General features: G+C 69.8%; 15 protein-coding genes and 6 pseudogenes. 12 read left to right on the top strand and 9 right to left on the bottom strand.

Going from position 1 to position 17,845, the window contains the following annotated elements; all coding sequences use genetic code 11:
* Positions 1 to 1,492 (top strand): FUSC family protein (locus ABZ896_RS35590; RefSeq protein ID WP_360938321.1); only part of this gene is annotated, 1,492 nt, incomplete at its 5' end.
* A 73-nt stretch (positions 1,493 to 1,565) separates the two neighbouring features.
* On the opposite strand, the pseudogene ABZ896_RS35585 reads toward ABZ896_RS35590, so the two are convergent.
* Positions 1,566 to 1,925: pseudogene (locus tag ABZ896_RS35585) on the bottom strand (phosphate-starvation-inducible PsiE family protein); the annotation flags it as partial.
* Between the two features lie 430 nt (positions 1,926 to 2,355).
* Here ABZ896_RS35585 and ABZ896_RS35580 point away from each other — a divergent pair.
* Positions 2,356 to 2,602, top strand: a pseudogene (locus ABZ896_RS35580) (transposase family protein); the annotation flags it as partial.
* Between the two features lie 430 nt (positions 2,603 to 3,032).
* Here ABZ896_RS35580 and ABZ896_RS35575 read toward each other — a convergent pair.
* Together ABZ896_RS35575 and ABZ896_RS35570 are read right to left on the bottom strand one after the other, a co-directional pair.
* Positions 3,033 to 3,983, bottom strand: coding sequence for an aldo/keto reductase (locus tag ABZ896_RS35575; protein ID WP_360938318.1), 951 nt, complete (start codon positions 3,981 to 3,983; stop codon positions 3,033 to 3,035).
* Positions 3,984 to 4,293: 310 nt separating this feature from the next.
* Positions 4,294 to 6,435, bottom strand: a complete 2,142-nt coding sequence (locus tag ABZ896_RS35570; RefSeq protein WP_360938315.1) for an MMPL family transporter — start codon at positions 6,433 to 6,435, stop codon at positions 4,294 to 4,296.
* A gap of 145 nt (positions 6,436 to 6,580) precedes the next feature.
* Here ABZ896_RS35570 and ABZ896_RS35565 point away from each other — a divergent pair, with 145 nt between their 5' ends.
* Both ABZ896_RS35565 and ABZ896_RS35560 read left to right on the top strand, forming a co-directional pair.
* Positions 6,581 to 6,808, top strand: a complete 228-nt coding sequence (locus tag ABZ896_RS35565) for a hypothetical protein (protein WP_360938312.1) — start codon at positions 6,581 to 6,583, stop codon at positions 6,806 to 6,808.
* Positions 6,809 to 6,835: 27 nt separating this feature from the next.
* The gene (locus tag ABZ896_RS35560; protein WP_360938309.1) at positions 6,836 to 7,621 is read left to right on the top strand and encodes a BTAD domain-containing putative transcriptional regulator; all 786 of its coding nucleotides are present in this window, start codon (positions 6,836 to 6,838) and stop codon (positions 7,619 to 7,621) included.
* A gap of 27 nt (positions 7,622 to 7,648) precedes the next feature.
* On the opposite strand, the pseudogene ABZ896_RS35555 reads toward ABZ896_RS35560, so the two are convergent.
* Together ABZ896_RS35555 and ABZ896_RS35550 are read right to left on the bottom strand one after the other, a co-directional pair.
* A pseudogene (locus tag ABZ896_RS35555) lies at positions 7,649 to 7,937 on the bottom strand (transcriptional regulator); the annotation flags it as partial.
* 76 nt (positions 7,938 to 8,013) lie between these two features.
* Entirely contained in the window at positions 8,014 to 8,820 is an 807-nt protein-coding gene (locus tag ABZ896_RS35550; protein ID WP_360938306.1) for an SDR family NAD(P)-dependent oxidoreductase, read from the bottom strand.
* 33 nt (positions 8,821 to 8,853) lie between these two features.
* Here ABZ896_RS35550 and ABZ896_RS35545 point away from each other — a divergent pair.
* Positions 8,854 to 9,034, top strand: a pseudogene (locus ABZ896_RS35545) (XdhC family protein); the annotation flags it as partial.
* 156 nt (positions 9,035 to 9,190) lie between these two features.
* Here ABZ896_RS35545 and ABZ896_RS35540 read toward each other — a convergent pair.
* Positions 9,191 to 9,739, bottom strand: coding sequence for a helix-turn-helix domain-containing protein (locus ABZ896_RS35540; RefSeq protein ID WP_360938303.1), 549 nt, complete (start codon positions 9,737 to 9,739; stop codon positions 9,191 to 9,193).
* 142 nt (positions 9,740 to 9,881) lie between these two features.
* On the opposite strand from ABZ896_RS35540, the gene ABZ896_RS35535 reads away from it, so the two are divergent.
* Complete coding sequence (locus ABZ896_RS35535; protein WP_360938300.1) at positions 9,882 to 10,715, top strand: NAD(P)H-binding protein; 834 nt, start codon at positions 9,882 to 9,884, stop codon at positions 10,713 to 10,715.
* Here ABZ896_RS35535 and ABZ896_RS35530 read toward each other — a convergent pair.
* The 3 genes and pseudogenes from ABZ896_RS35530 to ABZ896_RS35520 all read right to left on the bottom strand — a co-directional run.
* Positions 10,679 to 11,194: an IclR family transcriptional regulator C-terminal domain-containing protein gene (locus ABZ896_RS35530; RefSeq protein WP_360938297.1), complete on the bottom strand. Its 516-nt coding sequence runs from the start codon at positions 11,192 to 11,194 to the stop codon at positions 10,679 to 10,681. The genes ABZ896_RS35535 and ABZ896_RS35530 overlap by 37 nt on opposite strands.
* 16 nt (positions 11,195 to 11,210) lie before the next feature.
* A pseudogene (locus tag ABZ896_RS35525) lies at positions 11,211 to 11,276 on the bottom strand (hypothetical protein); the annotation flags it as partial.
* Positions 11,277 to 11,377: 101 nt separating this feature from the next.
* Positions 11,378 to 11,572 (bottom strand): annotated as a pseudogene (locus ABZ896_RS35520) (hypothetical protein); the annotation flags it as partial.
* Between the two features lie 150 nt (positions 11,573 to 11,722).
* On the opposite strand from ABZ896_RS35520, the gene ABZ896_RS35515 reads away from it, so the two are divergent.
* The 6 genes from ABZ896_RS35515 to ABZ896_RS35490 all read left to right on the top strand — a co-directional run bounded on the left by ABZ896_RS35515 (position 11,723) and on the right by ABZ896_RS35490 (position 17,725).
* A complete protein-coding gene (locus tag ABZ896_RS35515; RefSeq protein WP_360938294.1) occupies positions 11,723 to 11,905 on the top strand; it encodes a hypothetical protein in 183 nt (60 codons plus the stop codon).
* 221 nt (positions 11,906 to 12,126) lie between these two features.
* A complete protein-coding gene (locus tag ABZ896_RS35510) occupies positions 12,127 to 12,756 on the top strand; it encodes an N-acetylmuramoyl-L-alanine amidase (RefSeq protein ID WP_360938291.1) in 630 nt (209 codons plus the stop codon).
* A 524-nt stretch (positions 12,757 to 13,280) separates the two neighbouring features.
* A complete protein-coding gene (locus ABZ896_RS35505; protein WP_360938288.1) occupies positions 13,281 to 13,859 on the top strand; it encodes a carbonic anhydrase in 579 nt (192 codons plus the stop codon).
* A gap of 8 nt (positions 13,860 to 13,867) precedes the next feature.
* Positions 13,868 to 15,346: a SulP family inorganic anion transporter gene (locus ABZ896_RS35500; protein WP_360938285.1), complete on the top strand. Its 1,479-nt coding sequence runs from the start codon at positions 13,868 to 13,870 to the stop codon at positions 15,344 to 15,346.
* Between the two features lie 126 nt (positions 15,347 to 15,472).
* Positions 15,473 to 16,252: a slipin family protein gene (locus ABZ896_RS35495; protein ID WP_360938282.1), complete on the top strand. Its 780-nt coding sequence runs from the start codon at positions 15,473 to 15,475 to the stop codon at positions 16,250 to 16,252.
* A gap of 90 nt (positions 16,253 to 16,342) precedes the next feature.
* The gene (locus ABZ896_RS35490) at positions 16,343 to 17,725 is read left to right on the top strand and encodes a PhoX family protein (protein ID WP_360938279.1); all 1,383 of its coding nucleotides are present in this window, start codon (positions 16,343 to 16,345) and stop codon (positions 17,723 to 17,725) included.
* Positions 17,726 to 17,845 lie beyond the last annotated feature (120 nt).

Below are 17,845 nucleotides of genomic sequence, written 5' to 3'. Positions count from 1 at the left end.
CACCCCGACCCGCTCGACGATGAGAAGCAGCGGTACCGCCACCACCGCCACCACCGTCTCGCCGATGAACATCGGCGCCCCGGCGGAGGGACCCGGGCGGGACCGCGCGCGGGAGTTGCTCAACGCGGCCGCCGACGTCCTGGACGCGGCGGCCCGTTCGATTCGCCGCGGCACTCCCGCCGGCGTGCCGCCCGGGAGCGCGGACGTCCTGCGCGTCGGCGACGAGCACGAGGTGCTGGAAGGGCCCGCCCGGCAGGCCGCCGAGCGTCTCGTGGAACTGCTCGGCGAGGCGTTGGAGATCGCCGGGAGCGGCGGCGCGCCCGGGGCACCCGCACCTCCCGACCTCGTGAACGCCCGGTTCCTGGTGCGCCCGACGATGTTCCGGCTGGTCCCGGTCATCGTCCGGGCGGTGCGCCGGGAGCTTCGCTGGGACTCCCCCGTGTTCCGGCACGCCGTCCGCCTGGCTGCGGTGGCCACGGTCGGCTATCTGATCGCCGCCCGGCTGCCCGTCGGCCACGGCTACTGGGCGCCCATCGCCTCGGTGATGGTGATGCGGCCGGACTTCCACCGGACGTACGCGCGTGCGGTGGCCCGCCTCGCCGGGACCCTGGCAGGGGTCGCGCTCGCCACCGGGATGGTGCGGGCGCTGGGCCCGGACGCCCAGGTGTTCGGCGCGCTGGCGGTGGTCTCGGTGGGCCTGTCGTACACGCTGATCCGTACCGGCTACGCCTACTCCCAGTGCTTCACCGCCGCCTACGTCGTCTTCCTGCTCGGCATGGGCGGCCAGGCGTGGGAGCAGACGGTTCCGGAGCGGGTGGTGCTCACCCTGCTCGGCGGGGCCCTGGCGATGCTGGCATACGTGGTGTTCCCCGCGTGGGAGACGCCCCGGCTGCCGGGCCGGCTCGCGGACTGGCTCGCCGCCAACGGCCGGTACGCGGCCGCGGTGCTCCGCGGCTACGCAGAACCGACCCGGGAGCGCCGCGCCGACATGCGCAGGGCTCTCCTGGAGAGCAGGGAGGCACGTGCCGCCTGGCAGGAGGCCTACGACCAGGCAAGGCAGGAACCGGTCCGCCCCAGGGGGCTGACGGCGCGCGAGGCGCAGGAGGCGCTCAAGAGGTTCGGCCGGGCAGCGATGCTCATGGAGAGCCACGTCCCGCGGGCCGACAGCCGTGTCGTCCCCGAGGCGGAGCGGTTCGCCGAGGCCCTGGAGGCGGACACGGCGCAGGCGGCAGTCGACGTGCGCGAGCACAGGAATCCGGACTGGGGGCGCGTGGAGGAAGCGCTCAACGCGTGGCAGGACGCCGTCGGCAACCGGAGCCCGGTCGTGTGGCGGGAGGCTGAACTGCATAAGCACGCCTTGCAAGACCTCGCGACGGCCGTGAGCCGCACACCCCTGGAACGGGACGTCGGCTCTGCTCGCGAGGAGCAGCGGGTGCGGGCGACCCTGGCGGCGGAAGGTGACGGATCAGGATCCGTGCACCGGGGTGAGTGAGGGCTCCGCCGACGGCGGAGCGTCCAGCCTCCTGAAGCCGGAAGTAGTCTCCCGGCCGCGTCGAGCGTCGCCACACGTACACCGCTGTCGTCATCACGAGGATCAGCCCCGCCAGGATGAGCAGTTCGATCCCCTCAGGGTCCCAGCGGTAGGACTTCTCCGCCTCGGCCGTCACGATGAGCACCTTGCGGATGCCGGCAATCAGGCCGACGACGAGGAACGGCTCCGCGTCGAGGGTCTGGTTCCTGATGGTGAGGCGGACGGTGTTCAGCAGCTCGGCCACGATGAACAGCACAAGGCCGTTGTCCAGGGCGGAGAGAACGACCGTCTCCGCGCGGTACGGCCCCTGGATCGACTTGATGACGTCGTGGACGACCTCGACGGTCAGGAGCCCCGCGAGCAGTACCAGGAGCCCAGCGACGACGAGGTGGATGCCGTCTTCGATGAGTTGCAGGAGGCCCTACACTCGGCCACCCTCGATCTTCGGGAGAATGGGTCGCACATTCAGCATGCTAGGTGTCCCCCGGCCCGCAGGCGCGGAGTGCTGCCGAAGGGGCGGACGAGCGGATCCCTCCCTCTGCTGGCAGCCTGGGGGGAAGCGGCGAGGTGCGAAGTGGCCTCCCCGGCGGCAGAACGAGACGAGGCAGCCCGACGCGGACACGAATGGCAGGAGCCTACGGCCCGTCCTGGTCGCCGACCCGGGCCTGCCCTCCGAGATGGGCCGGACCCTCGGCCCCCGCATGAGTGTGAGGGAGGGGAGTCAGGTCGAATCGAAGGTGGGTGTGGCTCTCCTGTAGGGACGTTCCTGATCAGGCCGCCGCAGGCTTCGGGATCTCCGTGGGCACCGCCCACGCCTACAGCACCAGGGCCAGGGCGTCCCCGTCCTTGCCGACCGCGCCTACATCGGAGCCGGCCCGTGGGCAATAACACCCCTCAGACGCCCGCCAGGCCGGAACCTCACTCAACCGCACGCGGTCCGCGGCACGGGCACCCGTCGAACGCGGCGTCGCACGACCGAAGTCGTGGCCGATCCTCCGCAGGTCCCGATGCAGCCCGAATCGAATGTCGTCAATCACCGCGGCCATCCACACTCTGGAGCGGCAACGCTGAAAATGCTCAGTGACCTGGACACCCATCGCTGCCCGCGCGGCCTCGGCCTCCCGATCCAACTCGCCGTCTCCAACTGCCGCCCACGCAATCCGACCCGTCTCCGTGGCAGCAGGAACACCGTCACCCCGGCGACCGTTCGACCGGTTCCTGCGAGAAGCGCCAGGTCAGACAGCACTTCAGCGTTACGGATCACCGTGCCCATCCGCCCGGGCGCGTCTGTTCGACGACGTCACCGGTCTGCTCGGCATCGGCGAGGTCGCCCACGACCATGTCCGCTCGCGCGCCACAGATCCACCAGGGCCGCGACCCTCATAGTCGCGGGCGGGAACGAGAGCTGGTTCCCTCATCCCGCAGAGCCTCGGTGACAAGGAGGCCGAGGCCCTGCGTGGAGCCGGTGACGAGCCCCCTCACCAGCGGCTGAACTTTCTGGTCAGGGCACGTTGTGGCCGGCGGCTTGGATGAGGCCGTACCACTCGGGGCGGGTGAGCGGAATGTCGGAGCCTGCGGCGGCGTCGGTGAGCCGTTCCGGGTTGGTGGTGCCCAGGACGACCTGGATGCCCGCGGGGTGGCGGGTGATCCACGCGACGGCGATCGCGATCGGCGCAACCCCGTACTTGGCCGCGAGCCGATCGAGCTCGGCGTTCAGCCGCGGGTAGTCGTCGGAGCCGAGGAACACGCCGTCCTGGAAGCCCTTCTGGAACGGCGACCACGCCTGCAGGGTGATCCCGTTCACCCGGGCGTAGTCGACGACGCCGCCCCCGTCGTGCGTGATCGAGTCCGCCTCGCCGGTCATGTTCGAAGAGAGTCCTTGGGCGACGATCGTGGAGTGCGTGATCGAGAGCTGCACCTGGTTCGCCACGAGCGGCTGGGTGACGGCGGTCTTGAGAAGGTCGATCTGGCGCGGGGTGTGGTTGGAGACACCGAAGGCGCGGACCTTCCCGCTGGACTCCAGGTGGTCGAAGGCGCGGGCGACCTCCGCGGGCTCGACCAGAGCGTCGGGACGGTGCAGGAGCAGGATGTCCAGGTAGTCCGTGTCCAGGGCCCGCAGCGACTCCTCGGCGGAAGCGACGATGTGCTCATACGAAGAGTCGTAGTGCCACTCGTCAGCGACGATGCCGGTCTTGGTCTGGAGCACGATCTGCTCCCGCTCCGAGGGGTTCAGCTTCAGGGCACCGGCGAAACGCTCCTCGCACAGATGCCTTCCGCCGCCGGGATGGTTGAACCCGTAGAGGTCGGCGTGATCGAAGAAGTCGATACCCGCTTCGCGCGCCGCGGTATAGAGGGCTCGGATGTCGTCGTCGGTCTTACCGGCGATCCGCATCATGCCCGCGATGATGTTCGGCACCTGTCGGCCGGTCGATCCCAGTGAGACGGTACGCATGCAAATCCTCCGCGGTTCTTCGGACGGCTCACACCATGGGCGCGGCGAGAGCCTTCTTGCCACTCCGACGTTACGCAAACCGGTCACGGAGGTGAGAGGTACTGTCAGACCCTCCCGGCACCGCGGAGCACGGGAACTCGACCGGAGTCAGCGCGAGTACGGCAATCAGCTGGTGCCGTACGCCGCGCGGGTCTCTCGTCGAGTACCACGGCCAGCCGCTCCACGGCGGAGCAGGACCGCTCCCGGGCCGCGCTGCTCGTCCACGTCCGCCGCGCCGCCCGCCGCCCCGGACCTCAGCCGGGCGAGGACGTCACACGTACTCGCCGCGAAGTACGTCGCCCTCCCTGATCCGCAGTCGCCGCAGCCTCTTCGGCGCCCACCAGTTGGCGCGCCCCGCGAGCCGCATGGTCACCGGCAGCAGCACGACCCGGATGAGGGTGGCGTCGACGAGGATCGTCAGGGCCGTCCCGACGCCGAGTTCCTTGAGGAAGACGACGCCGCCGGTGGCGTACGACAGGAAGGACAGGGCGAGGATCCCGGCCGCGGCGGTGATCAGCGGCGCGCTGCGCCGGATGCCCTCCCCCACCGCCTGCTCGGTGTCGCCGGTCCGCTCGTGCTCCTCCTTGATGCGGGCCAGCAGGAACACCTCGTAGTCCATGGACAGCCCGTACGCCACGCAGAACATCAGCACCGGGATGCTCGGCTCGATCGAGCCGGTCGGGGTGAAGCCGAGGAACCCGGCGAGGTGGCCGTCCTGGAAGACCCACACCAGGCAGCCGAACATCACCGACAGGCTCAGCAGGTTGAGCACGGTCGCCTTCAACGGCAGCAGCACGCTGCCGGTCATCAGGAAGAGGATCACGTAGGTCGCCACCAGCACGAGGCCCACGGCGACCGGCAGCCGGTCCAGGAGGGTGGTGCGGAAGTCGGTGGTCTCGCCGGGGTAGCCGCCGATCAGGGCGGGAGCCGGGGCGGCGGTGTCCCGGATGCGTTCGACGAGGGCGGGGACGTCGCCGTACATCGCCTGTTGGGAGGGTACGACGGCCAGCCGCGCGCGTCCGTCGGGTGCTGTCAGCCGGTCCTGGCCGGGGGTTCCGGTGCGGAGGCCGTCGCGGTAGGTGCCGTCGAGCGCGTCAACCTGGTAGACGCCGGGGGCGCGGGAGAGTCGGGCGGCGTACGCGCGCGTGTCGGCGGGTTCGGTCAGGACGACCTGGATGGTGTCGGTGGGTTCGGCGGCGAACTCGCGGTGGACGATCTCGGAGGTGGTCCGAGAGGACGTGCCCGTCGGGAGGGTGCGTTCGTCGGGCAGGCCGAAGCGCAGGCCGAGCAGGGGTGCGGCGGCGACGAGCAGAACTGTGAGGACTCCGGCGCCGGCGAGGAGCGGGCAGCGCATGGCCGCGAGGGCGGTGCGGTGCCAGAAGCCGGAGGCGGGTGCGGCGGACCGTTCCACGCGGTGGCCCCAGCGGGCGAGCGCGGCCGGCAGGACGAGCACGGCTCCGGCGACCGCGCTGAGCACGACAAGGACGCCGGCGTAGGCGAACGAGCTCAGGAAGAAGAACGGGAACACCAGCAGCGCGCACAGCGACACGGCAACGGTGATCCCACTGAAGACGACCGTACGGCCGGCGGCGACGGTCGCCGCGAGGACGGCCGCCTCCCGGTCCCGGCCGGCGCCGCGCTCCTCGCGGTAGCGGTTGATGACGAACAGGCTGTAGTCCACCCCCAGTCCGAGGCCGAGCACGAGGGCCAGGTTCGCGGCGAACGTCGACACCTCGGTGAACTGTGCCAGCAGGCGCAGGCCCGCAAGTGCGCCGAGGACGGAGAACAGACCGACCCCCACGGTCAGCAGGGCGGCCGCGGTGCGCCGGTAGACGAGAATCAGCAGGAGCAACACGACCGGCAGGGCGAAGGCCTCGGCGCGCAGGAAGTCGGTGCGGGCCTGTTCACCCACCTGCCGGGAAATCTCCTCCTGGCCGCCTACCCGGACGTCGAGTTCGGGAGTAGTGCGGGTCAACTCGGGCGAGAGGGACGCCAGTTCCCTGCGCGTCTGCGTGGCGTCACCGTCCAGGTGGGCGAGGATCAGAGCGCGCCGCCCGTCCTCACCGCGCAAGGCGGGGGTACCGGCGTCCCAGTAGGAGGTCACGTCCGTGACACGCGCCAACTCCCCGACTTCGGCGACAAGTTCACGTGCGGCCTGCTCGGTGCGCGCACTGTCCACGTCCCCGTCGCGGGCCGTGACGAGGAGGGCGAGATTGGGGTTCCCGGTACGGAAGTGGTCGCGCAGCACGTTCCCGGCGCGCACCGACTCGGTCCCGGGCGCGCTCCACCGCGACAGATCGAGATCTTCCTGGGCGCCTGCACCGTAGGCGCCGAGACCGAGCAGGACGAGAAGTGCGCCGACCAGTACAGCGCGAGCACGTCGCACCGCCAGTCGGGCGAGCCGGATGAGCATGGGGCGGCCCTTCCAGGAGGGTTCGGATTCGAGGAACCCACCCAACGTCCGTCCACTCGCTGGAAGGCCCGCTGGAAGATCCACTGGAAGGCGGCCTCGGGATAGCTTGGGCGGACGATTCAGGGGTGGCCGGAAGGGAGTTCTGGTGGACGTGGTGCAGGTCATGGAGTCATTGGCCGAGCAAGGGGTCACGGTCTTGTTCAAGGCCGATGCCGAGCGGATGCGTGATGGCGCCAAGCCGTGGACGTTCGTCGCGAACGGAGCCCCGTTCCACGAGGACCTTCTCGTGCGCACGGACGCCGTCTCCGTTGAGTCCTGCCTGAAGATCTGCCTGCCGCTACTGCGCGAGCGGGGTCTGGTCGTCCCGGAGTGAGAACTCGGACGGCGTTAGGCTCGACGTATGGGTGACGGAACTGTCGGAGTCGTGCGCTTCGAACTGCTGGGCCCGCTGCGGGCGTTGCGCGACGGCGTCGAGGTGCCGCTGGGCCCGCCGAAGCAGCGCGCGGTCCTCGCCGTGCTCCTGCTTCAGGAGGGGCGCCCCCTCTCGTACGACGGGCTGGTCGAGGCGGTGTGGGGCGGCGCGCCGCCGGTGCACGTGCGCAACCTCGTGCAGAAGTACGTCTCGGGGCTGCGCCGCGCGCTGGGGGACGACGTGTCGCTGGAGTGGACCGGCGCGGGGTACCGACTGACCGGCGCCGTCGTCGGCGACCTGACCGAACGTCGGCTCCTGGTCGACGAGGCGCTCGCCGCCCGCGACTCCGGCGATGTGCAGCGCGCGGTCGAACTGGCAGGCCGAGCAGAGGAGTTGTGGCGCGGCGACTTCGCGGAGGGCCTGCGAGCACCCTGGCTGGCGGCGGAGCGGATGCGCTGGACCGAGAAGCGGCTCACCGTCCTGGAAGCGCGCCTTGAGGGCGAGATCGCCCTCGGCCGGTCCTTCGCGTACGTCCATGAACTGGTCCGTCTCGTGGCGACGCACCCCCTGCGCGAGCGCCTGGTCGAACTGCTGATGCTCGCCCTGTGCCGCTTGGGCCGCCCCTCCGACGCACTCATGGCCTACGAAGGCGTACGGCGGCGGCTCGCGGAGTCGATGGGGGCGGACCCGGGACCTGCCCTGCGGTCCCTGCATGGGCGGGTACTGCGCCAGGACCCGGAACTGCTGCCTTCACCGGCGATGCCGGTCGGATGAGCGACTGGACCGTCCGCCTGTGCCAGCTCAGGCGGACGGGAGGAGGATCAGGGAGGATGCCGCCGTCTCCTGAGTGGGCGCCCAGGATGAGAGAAGGGTGAGGGCTTCTGCGGAGGTGGAACCGGGTTCGGCGGCGTGGAAGGTGAGGGCGAGTCCCGGCTCTGCGGTCACACCGAGGGTCTCGAAGGAGAGGGTCAGGTCGCCGACGACCGGGGGGTGGAAGCGTTTTGGTACCGGTGCCGCGGCGGCGCACGTTGTGGGAACCCCAGCGAGTGCGGCAGGAGTCGCTGCGGGTGGACAGCTCCCCCACCAGGTCACGGCCGCAGTGCCATCGGACCGCAATATGGTGGCCTTTTACGCGGCGTTGTCGGCCGGGAAGTGGCTGGGGTCGGTCACTTCTCCGCCATGAGGTCGGCCAGCAGCCCGTCGACTCGGGCGCGGGCCCGGTCGGTGACGCCGGGGCCGGGAGCGCTGTGGACGCGGTCGGCCTCGATGGCGGCGATAGCGGCGTCGGCCACCTCCGCCGCGGTGATCACGTTGGGCATGCCCTTCATGGAGGTCCCGTCCACGCCGGGCGGCAGCGCGGCGATCCCGAGGGTCGCCGAGTTCCGGCCCAGCGGGGTATCGACCAGGCCTGGGCAGAGTACGGTCGCACCCAACTGCGGCGCGACATGCCGCAGTTCAGCGTCGAGGGTCTCGGTGAGGCCGACAACCGCGTGCATCGTGCCCGTGTAGGGCGTGCGATCGGGCAGAGGAGCCAGGCCGCCGGAGGACGCGGTGTTGAGGACGTGGCCGCTGCCCTGCGCGATCAAGTGGGGGACGAAGCTGCGCACACCATGGATGACACCCATGACCTTGATGTCGATCATGCGACGCCAAGTGATGAGCTCCTGCTCCCACATCGGCGCTGCGGGTGACACCACGCCTGCGTTGTTGCAGATCAGGTCCACTCGGCCGTAGGCATCCAGCGTGGCGGCGGCGAGCCGGTCGACGGAGGCGGCATCGGTGACGTCGGCGACCACGCCGATGGCCTCAGCGCCGGTCCCACGCAGCCGCTCGGCGGACTCCTCCAGACTGTCCTCGCGGACATCGGAGACGACGACACGCATGCCACGAGCGGCAAAGGCTTCGGCCAGTCCGTACCCAATGCCGCTGGCGCCGCCGGTGACAACCGCTACCTGACCCTTGGCGATCTTCATCTCCGTTGGTCCTTTCACTGCCTGATGCGCGGCCACGTCGGCGCGATGGGCTCCCGTCGCACCCACGAAACAACGCCTGCGCCTCCCGACCGAGGCGGGTGTGACCGAGGAGCGACTGTCCCGGCTGCACTCCCCCATCGGCTTCGGCCTCGGCGCCCGCACGCCCGAGGAGACGGCCGCCTCCATCACCACGGAGATCATCACTCAGCGCAGACCGACATGCCAGGGGTTGGCCCTCAAGTTCCTTGTTCCGGCGGGTACTTCGTGGGTTCGCCAGCCAGAGTGTCCGATGGATCCGTGCTGACGCGCCGAACCGACGGCTTGCTCCGTGTGACCGCCAAGCGGTACTGGTCGTGGACAGCGCCGGCCGTCACCGGAGCCCGTCGATGTAGAACGACAGGAACCGCTGCCAGTCGGCGGATTGCTGGATCACCTGGGACGTGGCGGAGACGAGCAGCATCAGGTCTCTGAGTTCGAAGTCCCTGCGCAGGCCGCCGTCCTGCTTGGCCCGCTCGATGATGCGTGCGCTCTGTTCGAAGAAGTGCCGACAGGCCTCGTGCACGTCGTCGCTGACCGGGAACCGCTGCGCCATCGCGTCGTTGAGACTGCGGTCCTCGGCGTGCAGGGTGAACAGCCCGTGCAGGTATCCAGTGAATCCGACCCAGGCGTCGTCGGCGTCGAGCGCGGTCTTGAGGATCCGGTCGAGTGCGGCCAGGCGCTCGGGAAATATCGCGTCGTGGAACGCGCCGCGGGTCGGGAAGTGGTTGTAGAGCGTGCCGATGCTCACCTTGGCGCGGCGGGCGATTTCCTCCAGCGGCACGTCCAGGCCGCGCTCGGTCAACAGCTCGGTGGCGGCGACCAGCAGCTTCTCGCGGTTGCGGAGTGCGTCGGAGCGGAGATGTCTGGGGGCTGCTGTCACGGTCCCATCCTACGTTTTCGAGGGTCCTCTCAAGTTCTGATACGGTCGACTTAACTTGAGGCATGCCTCGACTTTTTCGGGAGGGGGAATCCGGGGATTGTCGGACCTCGACCCGATCAACCGACGACAGGAGTACGTGTTCATGATCCTCGTGACCGGAGCCAACGGAAACGTAGGGAATCCGCTGCTGAGGGAGCTGCACGCACGCCGCGAGGGGCCGCTGAGGGGGCTCACCCGTGATGTGGCACGAGCGGATTTCCCCGCGGGGGTCGAGGCCGTCGAGGGTGACTTCGCCGAGCCGGAGACGTTGAAGCCCGCACTCGACGGGGTGCGTTCGTTGTTCCTCGGCCCCCGTCTGGGCCCCGACACGGGCATCGTCGATGCCGCCAGGATGGCAGGGGTGCGGCATGTAGTGCTGGTGACCTCACTCACTGTTCAGTCCCATCCGCACCTAGGCCCCGCGCTCGAGTTCCGGGCGGTGGAAAAGCTGCTCAGGGACAGCGGCATGGACTGGACGATCCTGCGGCCGACGCAGTTCGCCTCAAACGCCCTGATGTGGGCGCCGCAGATCCGCGAGAACGCAACCGTCCGGGCTCCGTTCGCGGACACCGGTCTGCCTACGATCCACCCCGCGGACATCGCGTCGGTGGCGCGGGTCGCGCTGACCGAGCCCGGACACCACGGGCAGACATACGCCCTGACCGGCCCGGAGCCGGTGACGCCTCGTCAGCAGGCCGAGACCATCGCGGCGGCACTCGGGCGGGAGGTGCCCTTCATGGAGATCGACCGTCAGGAGGCGCACGCTCAGATAGCCGCCTTCTTCGGGGCCGAGGCCGCGGACGCGGTGCTCGACGTCACGGGCGGAGACGTCAACGACGAACTGCTGAGGGTGCGTGACACCGTTTCACAGGTTGCCGGCACTCCGGCAAGGACGTTCGGTCAGTGGGTGGCGGAGAACGTCGCCCTCTTCCGTTGACATCCTGTCTCAAGAGCGACGAAGGGGCGAGGTGGTTCGCGGAGGCGAGATGTGTCCGACGAGGCCGGAACACGATGACGCGGGTTCGAAGCGCATCTCGCCCGGAACCGCGAGGAGGCGCCGCGCCCGGCCGGATCCTCACACGACGCGGGCCTCCCATCCCGCTCCGGGAATGCCCAGCGACGAACGGGCCTCGGCTGTCGGGACGTCAGCGGGCAGCGGATGCCTCTACGCTCCGTCCACGCGGCACGCGTCACCCCTGCCGGGCCCACGCCTGCGACGCCGCGGATCTGGCCGCTCAGCCGCCGCGTGTCGATGCGGCCGCGCCGGCCGGCGACCGACAGCGCCGCCACCGCCCGCCCACCTCGACTCAGCACCGGCACGGCGACACAGACCAGACCCGGCTGGGACTCCTCGTCGTCGAACGCGACCCCCCATACGACGGATGCGGTCCAGTTCGGCCGACAGCTCCTCGGCATCGGTGATCGTACGGTCGGTGCACCGAGGCAACGGCTGGCGCAGGGCCAGCTCGGCCGCGTCGGAGTCGAACGCCAGCAGCACCTTTCCGACCGCCGTCGCGTGGGCCGGCCGGTGGCCGTACAGCTTGGCGAGGTAGGCGACGTGGGTGTCGTAGAGCACGGCCAGGTGCACCGTCTCCCTGGTCAGCTCATACAGGTCGGAGAGGAAAGGAAGCAGGACATCACGGATGCGCTCGGTGTCCGGGCCGTATACGCCTGTCCCAGGCTGTGCAGACGTTCACCGAGCCGGTACCCGGTGCCGTGACGCTCCACGACGCCGTTGCGCTCCAGCATCCCGAGCACGCGGTGCGTGGTCGACTTGCTCTGCTGTGCCCGCCGGGCGAGTCGGCTCGATCGTCACGCGCGGCGTCGGTGAGGGTGGCGGTCCTTGAGGTTCACCTCAGCTTCAGTGAGTGGCGTCACTTCCAGTTGACCACTCAGAAACTTTTACGTGGCCAGAATGCGAAGCAGGTTGTGTGTTCGTCAATAATGACGAACGCCCTCGCACTGATGAACTTCCCGCTGCTGTCGAAGATCGAGTGGATCTCGCCGCACCCCATCCTGTTCGTCGTCGGCGAGCGTACCCACTCCCGGTACTTCAGCGAGGACGCCTACAAGCTCGCGGCCGATCCGAAGGAACTGCAGGAGTTCTTCGACGAGAGCGAGGCCTGAACGCGACGGGCCGCAAGAAGTTCCCTGTAAAGGGGGGAGGTTTTTCTCCCTCGATACCGATCTCCCGGGAAAGTACTCTCCCCTTTGTGAGCACGCTTCGCCATGCCAATGTCAGTGACTCACGACAGTCATAGCAACCGACCCGGTACTTCTGCCCGGCGGTGAGCCCCGCACAGGAGGACGACTTGGAAGGCCGCGAACGGTTTTTCGCGGGCCGTCAAGTGTACGGCCGCAGAGTGCTGCTCGCCGGAGCGGGGGCCACCGTGCTCGCCGCGTTGGGTTGCGGCAGCACCGGCACCCGTGCCGCGACGCCCACGGAGCAGTACCGGCCCGTCCAACGCGCGCGCCAGGAAGGGGCGGCCGAGTACAAGGGAGCAGAGTGGGTCGCCGCTTCGGCCGCCAACTACCGGATGGCCGACCGCCCTTACGACTTCCCCATCGACCGCGTCGTCCTGCACGTCACGCAGTCCACCCATGCCGTGGCCCTTGAGGTGTTCCGCGACCCCGCTCATCGTGCCGCCGCGCACTACGTGGTCCGCGCCCGGGACGGCCATGTCACCCAGATGGTCGGTGAGAGAGATGTGGCCTACCACGACGGCAACCGGGCGTGGAACGAGCGCAGCGTAGGCATCGAGCACGAGGGCTTCGTCGACCAGTCGGATCGCTGGTTCACGGACACCGCCTACGGCGCCTCTGCCCGGCTGTGCGCCGACATCTGCGCCCGTTACGACATACCCGTCGACCGCGACCACATCGTCGGCCACTACGAAGTTCCCGGCACCGATCACACCGACCCCGGCCCGCACTGGAACTGGGAGCGGTACCTCCGCCTCGTCCGAGACGCAAGCTGAGGGACAGTCGTCCGTCCCACCACGTGAACTCGCGCACCCGGAAGGAGACCCATGGCGCGCAGAACGTACCTGGTCGTGGTCGCTCTGGCCGCGCTCCTGGTAGGCCTCCAGCTCTGTGCCGCCATTGCGCCCGAGATTTCCACACGTGTCGACGAAGGCCCCGCGTCCGAGGCGCACGTCTGGTCCACATCCACCGTCAACGAAGTCCCCGAGGACGACTTCGCCACCTGCGACCACCGGCCGACCACAGGCTCATCCGGGTGGATACATCCCGGCCGTGACCGCCAGCGCGTCGGGGCGAGAGGCGATTTCGCCTCACGTGTGCACGCTGGGCAGGCGTATGACGCCAGAGCTTGGGCTCCAACCGGCCGTCCGGTGGCGGATCATGACGTCCTCGCCTGCCCAAACCAGACATTCTCCGTCGGTACTTCAGGTCTTTCGCTGCTGAAGACAGAGCAGTCCCCCACATCTGCCCTGTCCCCCACACCGACGCGCCGGTCCGGCGCGCCAGGAGGAGTCATCCCATGCAGCCCCTCATCGACAACGCCCGTACGTTCGGACAGCGCCCTGAGGAGTTCGCCAAGCTGGCCGAAGGCCAGTCCCCCCAGGTCCTGTTCATCACCTGCTCCGACTCCAGGGTCGTCCCGGCCCTGATCACCGGTGCCCGCCCGGGCGAGCTCTTCGAGCTGCGCACCGCGGGCAACATCGTCCCCCCGTACGCCTCCCAGCACCCCACCAGCGAGGCGGCCACCATCGAGTACGCCGTGGAGGTCCTCGGCGTGCGCGACATCGTGGTCTGCGGGCACTCCCACTGCGGTGCCGTCGGCGCCCTGGTCCGCGGCGACGACCTCGACGCCGTCCCGGCCGTCCGCGCCTGGCTGCACAACGCCAGCCCGCGTCCCGCCGGCGCGACCGAGGACCCGGCCGTGGCCGAGGGCGTGCAGAGCCACGTCCTGGCCCAGGTGCTGCGCCTGCGGTCGTACCCCTTCATCGACAAGAAGCTGGCAGAGGAGCAACTGACCCTGCACGCCTGGTACTACGAGGTCCACACCGGTGCCGTCCTGGCACATGACACCGCCACCGACCTCTTCAAGGGCCTGTGAGCGCCCTGATGACCACATACCCTCACCTGCGGCAGGACTTCGCCGCGTCCCTGGTCGTCTTCCTGGTCGCGCTGCCCCTGTGCGTGGGCGTCGCCGTGGCCTCCGGCGTCCCGGCCGAACTCGGTCTCGTCACCGGCATCGTCGGCGGCCTCGTCACCGGCCTGATGCGAGGCAGCAGCCTCCAGGTCTCCGGACCGGCCGCCGGACTCACCGTCCTCGTCTTCGAGGCCGTGAACGAGTTCGGGCTGCCCGCCCTCGGCGTGATCGTGCTCGCCGCAGGCCTCCTCCAGCTCACCATGGGCGCCCTGAAGCTGGGGCGCTGGTTTAGGGCCATATCGGTCTCGGTCGTCGAGGGCATGCTGGCCGGTATCGGCCTCGTGATCATCGCCGGCCAGCTGTACGCGGCGGCCGGTCTGAAGGCCCCCGCCTCCGGGCTCGACAAGATCCTCGGACTGCCCGGCGCCACCGCCGACGCCCTCGGCAGCACCGCGGCGCTCGCCTCGCTGGCGGTCGGCGCGGGCACCGTCGCCGTGATCGTGCTGTGGAAGAAGCTGCCGAAGAAGGCCCAGACCGTGCCCGGCGCCCTCGCCGCGGTCGTCCTGGCCACCCTCGTCACCCTCGTCTTCAACCTGCCGGTCGCGACCGTCGAGGTCAACGGCCTGCTCGACTCCATCCAGCCGCCCGGCGCGAGCGCCTTCGGCGAGCTGGCCAACCCCGCGATCATCGGCACCATCCTCGCCTTCACCCTGATCGCCTCCGCCGAGTCGCTCTTCAGCGCGGCCGCCGTGGACCGCCTCCACGACGGCCCGCGCACCGCATACGACAAGGAGCTGATGGCCCAGGGCGTGGGCAACACCGTGTGCGGCGCGCTCGGGGCACTGCCGATGACCGCGGTCATCGTGCGCAGCTCCGCCAACGTCCAGGCCGGTGCGAAGACCAAGGCGTCCCGGGTGCTGCACGGCGTATGGCTGCTGCTGTTCGCCGCCCTGCTGCCACAGACCCTCGCGCTGATCCCGCTGCCCGCGCTCGCCGGCATCCTCATCCACGCGGGCTTCAAGCTGATCCCGTTCCGCGAGGTCGTCTCGCTGTGGCGCGCTCACCGCGGCGAGGCGCTGATCCTGGTCGCCACGGCCGTCTCCATCGTCGTGGTCAACATGTTCGAGGGCGTGCTCATCGGCCTGGCCCTCGCCGTGATCAAGACCGCCTGGGAAGCCTCGCACCTCAAGCTGGAGATCGTCGACAAGGGCGCCGGACCCATCCAGGCCCACCTGTCGGGCAACGCCACCTTCCTCAGGCTCCCGAAGATCCTCGACAGCCTGGAGGCCCTGCCCCACGACCGGCCGGTCGAGCTGGACCTGTCAGGCCTGCACCACCTCGACCACGCCTGCCGCACCGCCCTGGAGAACTGGGCGGAACGACACAGCGCGGTCGGCAGCAAGCCGGTGCGGGTGACCGAGCCGGAGCCGGTGAAGGCCGCGACTCCGTAAGCGATCCCGTACGGGCCCCTTCGCGCGACCCCGATGCCCGGTCCTGAGCCCTCGTGGCCCCGGACCGGGCATCAGGCATATCGTCGTATACACAGCCGTAACGGGCCCCTCCGCGAGGAGGTCGGGATGCTCCAGGAACTGTTGACGGCAGCCGCGGCGACCGGCTCCGCGGGGATCGTCTACGTCGCCTCCGCCGCCCGGGTCGTCAAGCAGTACGAGCGCGGTGTGGTCCTGCGCTTCGGGCGGCTCGTCGGTGACGCACGGCCGCCCGGGTTCACGCTGGTCGTGCCGTTCGCCGACCGGCTGCACAAGGTGAACATGCAGATCGTCACGTTGCCGGTGCCGGCCCAGGAGGGCATCACCCGGGACAACGTCACCGTGCGGGTGGACGCGGTCGTCTACTTCCGGGTCGTCGACGCGGCGAGCGCCCTCATCAAGGTCGAGGACTACAAGTTCGCCGTCTCCCAGATGGCGCAGACCTCGCTGCGTTCGATCATCGGCAAGAGCGAGCTGGACGACTTGCTCTCCAACCGGGAGAAGCTCAACGAGGGCCTGGAGCTGATGATCGACAGCCCGGCGATCGGGTGGGGCGTGCAGGTGGACCGGGTCGAGATCAAGGACGTGTCGCTGCCCGACACGATGAAGCGCTCCATGGCCCGGCAGGCCGAGGCCGACCGCGAGCGCCGGGCCCGGATCATCAACGCCGACGCCGAGCTCCAGGCCTCCAAGAAGCTCGCGGAGGCCGCCAAGGAGATGTCCGAGCAGCCGGCCGCGCTCCAGCTCAGGCTGCTCCAGACGGTCGTCGCGGTGGCCGCCGAGAAGAACTCCACGCTGGTGCTGCCGTTCCCGGTGGAGCTGTTGCGCTTCCTGGAGCGGGCGCAGGAGCAGCGCCCGGCCGACGGGTGACACGCTCCACGCGTGGTTCCCGCAGCCCGGACCAGGTGATAGACACAGCGAAATCACAGTCCTGTCCGCCAGCAGGAAGGTTCTTTCGCCATGTCTCAGTCCGGTCGCGAGGCGACACGACGTCAGGTCCTCGCCCGTTCCGGCGCCTTGGGAGTGGGCATCGCCTTCACGGGCGCCCTCTCCGAGCTCTTCGCGGGCACCGCCGCCGCCCAGTCGCTCGGCCACACCGGCTACGGCCCGTTGGTCCCCGACCCCAAGGGGCTGCTCGACCTCCCCAAGGGCTTCCGCTACAAGGTCCTCTCCCGCGAAGGGGACCCACTCCGCTCCGGCGAGGGCAAAGTGCCCTCCAACCACGACGGCATGACCGCGCTGCCCGGCAGAAAGGGCCGGGTGCACCTGGTCCGCAACCACGAGAACCGGCCCACGGCCGCGATCTCCGTCCCGACCGTCGAGGGCCTGACCTACGACCCGGCGGGCAAGGGCGGCTGTACGGCGCTGACGCTGGACCGGCAGGGCGAGGTGCTGTCCGAGCGGGTCGCCATCGCCGGTACGGCCGTCAACTGCGCGGGCGGGCCGACCCCTTGGGGCACCTGGCTGACCTGCGAGGAGACCGAGGACCGGGCCGGTACCAACGGCTACACCAAGGACCACGGGTTCATCTTCGAGGTCGACCCCGTCGATCCGCACCGCTCGGGCGCCGTACCGCTGACCGCGATGGGCCGCTTCCAGCACGAGGCGATCGCGATCGACCCGAAGCGCGGGATCGTCTACGAGACCGAGGACGCCTTCCTCAAGCCCTTCGGCCTCTTCTACCGCTTCCTGCCGAACGAGCCTCTCGGTGGCCTCGGTTCGCTGCGCGCGGGCGGCCGGCTCCAGGCGATGCGCGTCCCCGGCGTACCGGATCTCTCGGTGATCCAGGAGCCGGGTGCCTCCTTCGACGGCATCCGGTGGGTCGACGTACCGGACCCGCTGGCCACGGAAACCCCCGTCCGCCTCCAGGACTTCGGCCCTAAGGGCATCACGCACGCCCAGAAGCTGGAGGGCTGCTACTGGGGCGGCAGCTGCGTCTACTTCGTGTCGTCCTTCGCGCACAGCGCGGACGGCTCGGCCGCCGACCACTACGGGCAGATCTGGCGCTACGACCCCGCCGAGCGCCGGCTCACCCTGGTGATCGTCTTCGGCCCGGACACCGACGTCCAGCTGCCCGGCGAGTCCCCGGACAACATCTGCCTCGCGCCGAGCGGCGGTCTGATGGTGTGCGAGGACGGCAACGGCGCGCAGCACGTCTTCGGCGTGACCAGGAAGGGCGAGGTGTACGCCATGGCCCGCGGCCGGCAGAACATCGGGACGCCCGAGGCCCCGGAGTGGGGCGAGTTCGCGGGCGTCACCTTCTCCCCGGACGGCCAGACGATGTACGTCAACTGCTACACCCCCGGCACGACCTTCGCAGTGACCGGCCCCTGGCGCCGCTAGGGCCTGTCCGGCGGATCAGGCCGGCTGTGAGACACGGTGCCGACCGGTGCAGGTGAGCGGGGTTGGGTGCGTCTGGCTGCAAGGCGGAGGAGGGCGGCGAAGCGAAGCTTCGGCAACCGA

Origin of the sequence: Streptomyces sp. NPDC047072 (assembly GCF_040643855.1) — a bacterium.
Taxonomy (GTDB): domain Bacteria; phylum Actinomycetota; class Actinomycetes; order Streptomycetales; family Streptomycetaceae; genus Streptomyces.
This window is presented reverse-complemented; position numbering and strand designations above follow the sequence as displayed.

What these genes read in the sequence shown, in the direction of transcription:
- ABZ896_RS35505 (WP_360938288.1), top strand. Translation starts at nt 13,281, where the DNA reads ATGCAGCCCCTCATCGACAACGCCCGTACGTTCGGACAGCGCCCTGAG.
- ABZ896_RS35535 (WP_360938300.1), top strand. Translation starts at nt 9,882, where the DNA reads ATGATCCTCGTGACCGGAGCCAACGGAAACGTAGGGAATCCGCTGCTG.
- ABZ896_RS35500 (WP_360938285.1), top strand. Translation starts at nt 13,868, where the DNA reads ATGACCACATACCCTCACCTGCGGCAGGACTTCGCCGCGTCCCTGGTC.
- ABZ896_RS35560 (WP_360938309.1), top strand. Translation starts at nt 6,836, where the DNA reads ATGGGTGACGGAACTGTCGGAGTCGTGCGCTTCGAACTGCTGGGCCCG.
- ABZ896_RS35490 (WP_360938279.1), top strand. Translation starts at nt 16,343, where the DNA reads ATGTCTCAGTCCGGTCGCGAGGCGACACGACGTCAGGTCCTCGCCCGT.
- ABZ896_RS35530 (WP_360938297.1), bottom strand. Translation starts at nt 11,194, where the DNA reads ATGCCGAGGAGCTGTCGGCCGAACTGGACCGCATCCGTCGTATGGGGG.
- ABZ896_RS35515 (WP_360938294.1), top strand. Translation starts at nt 11,723, where the DNA reads ATGACGAACGCCCTCGCACTGATGAACTTCCCGCTGCTGTCGAAGATC.
- ABZ896_RS35575 (WP_360938318.1), bottom strand. Translation starts at nt 3,983, where the DNA reads ATGCGTACCGTCTCACTGGGATCGACCGGCCGACAGGTGCCGAACATC.
- ABZ896_RS35570 (WP_360938315.1), bottom strand. Translation starts at nt 6,435, where the DNA reads ATGCTCATCCGGCTCGCCCGACTGGCGGTGCGACGTGCTCGCGCTGTA.
- ABZ896_RS35495 (WP_360938282.1), top strand. Translation starts at nt 15,473, where the DNA reads ATGCTCCAGGAACTGTTGACGGCAGCCGCGGCGACCGGCTCCGCGGGG.
- ABZ896_RS35550 (WP_360938306.1), bottom strand. Translation starts at nt 8,820, where the DNA reads ATGAAGATCGCCAAGGGTCAGGTAGCGGTTGTCACCGGCGGCGCCAGC.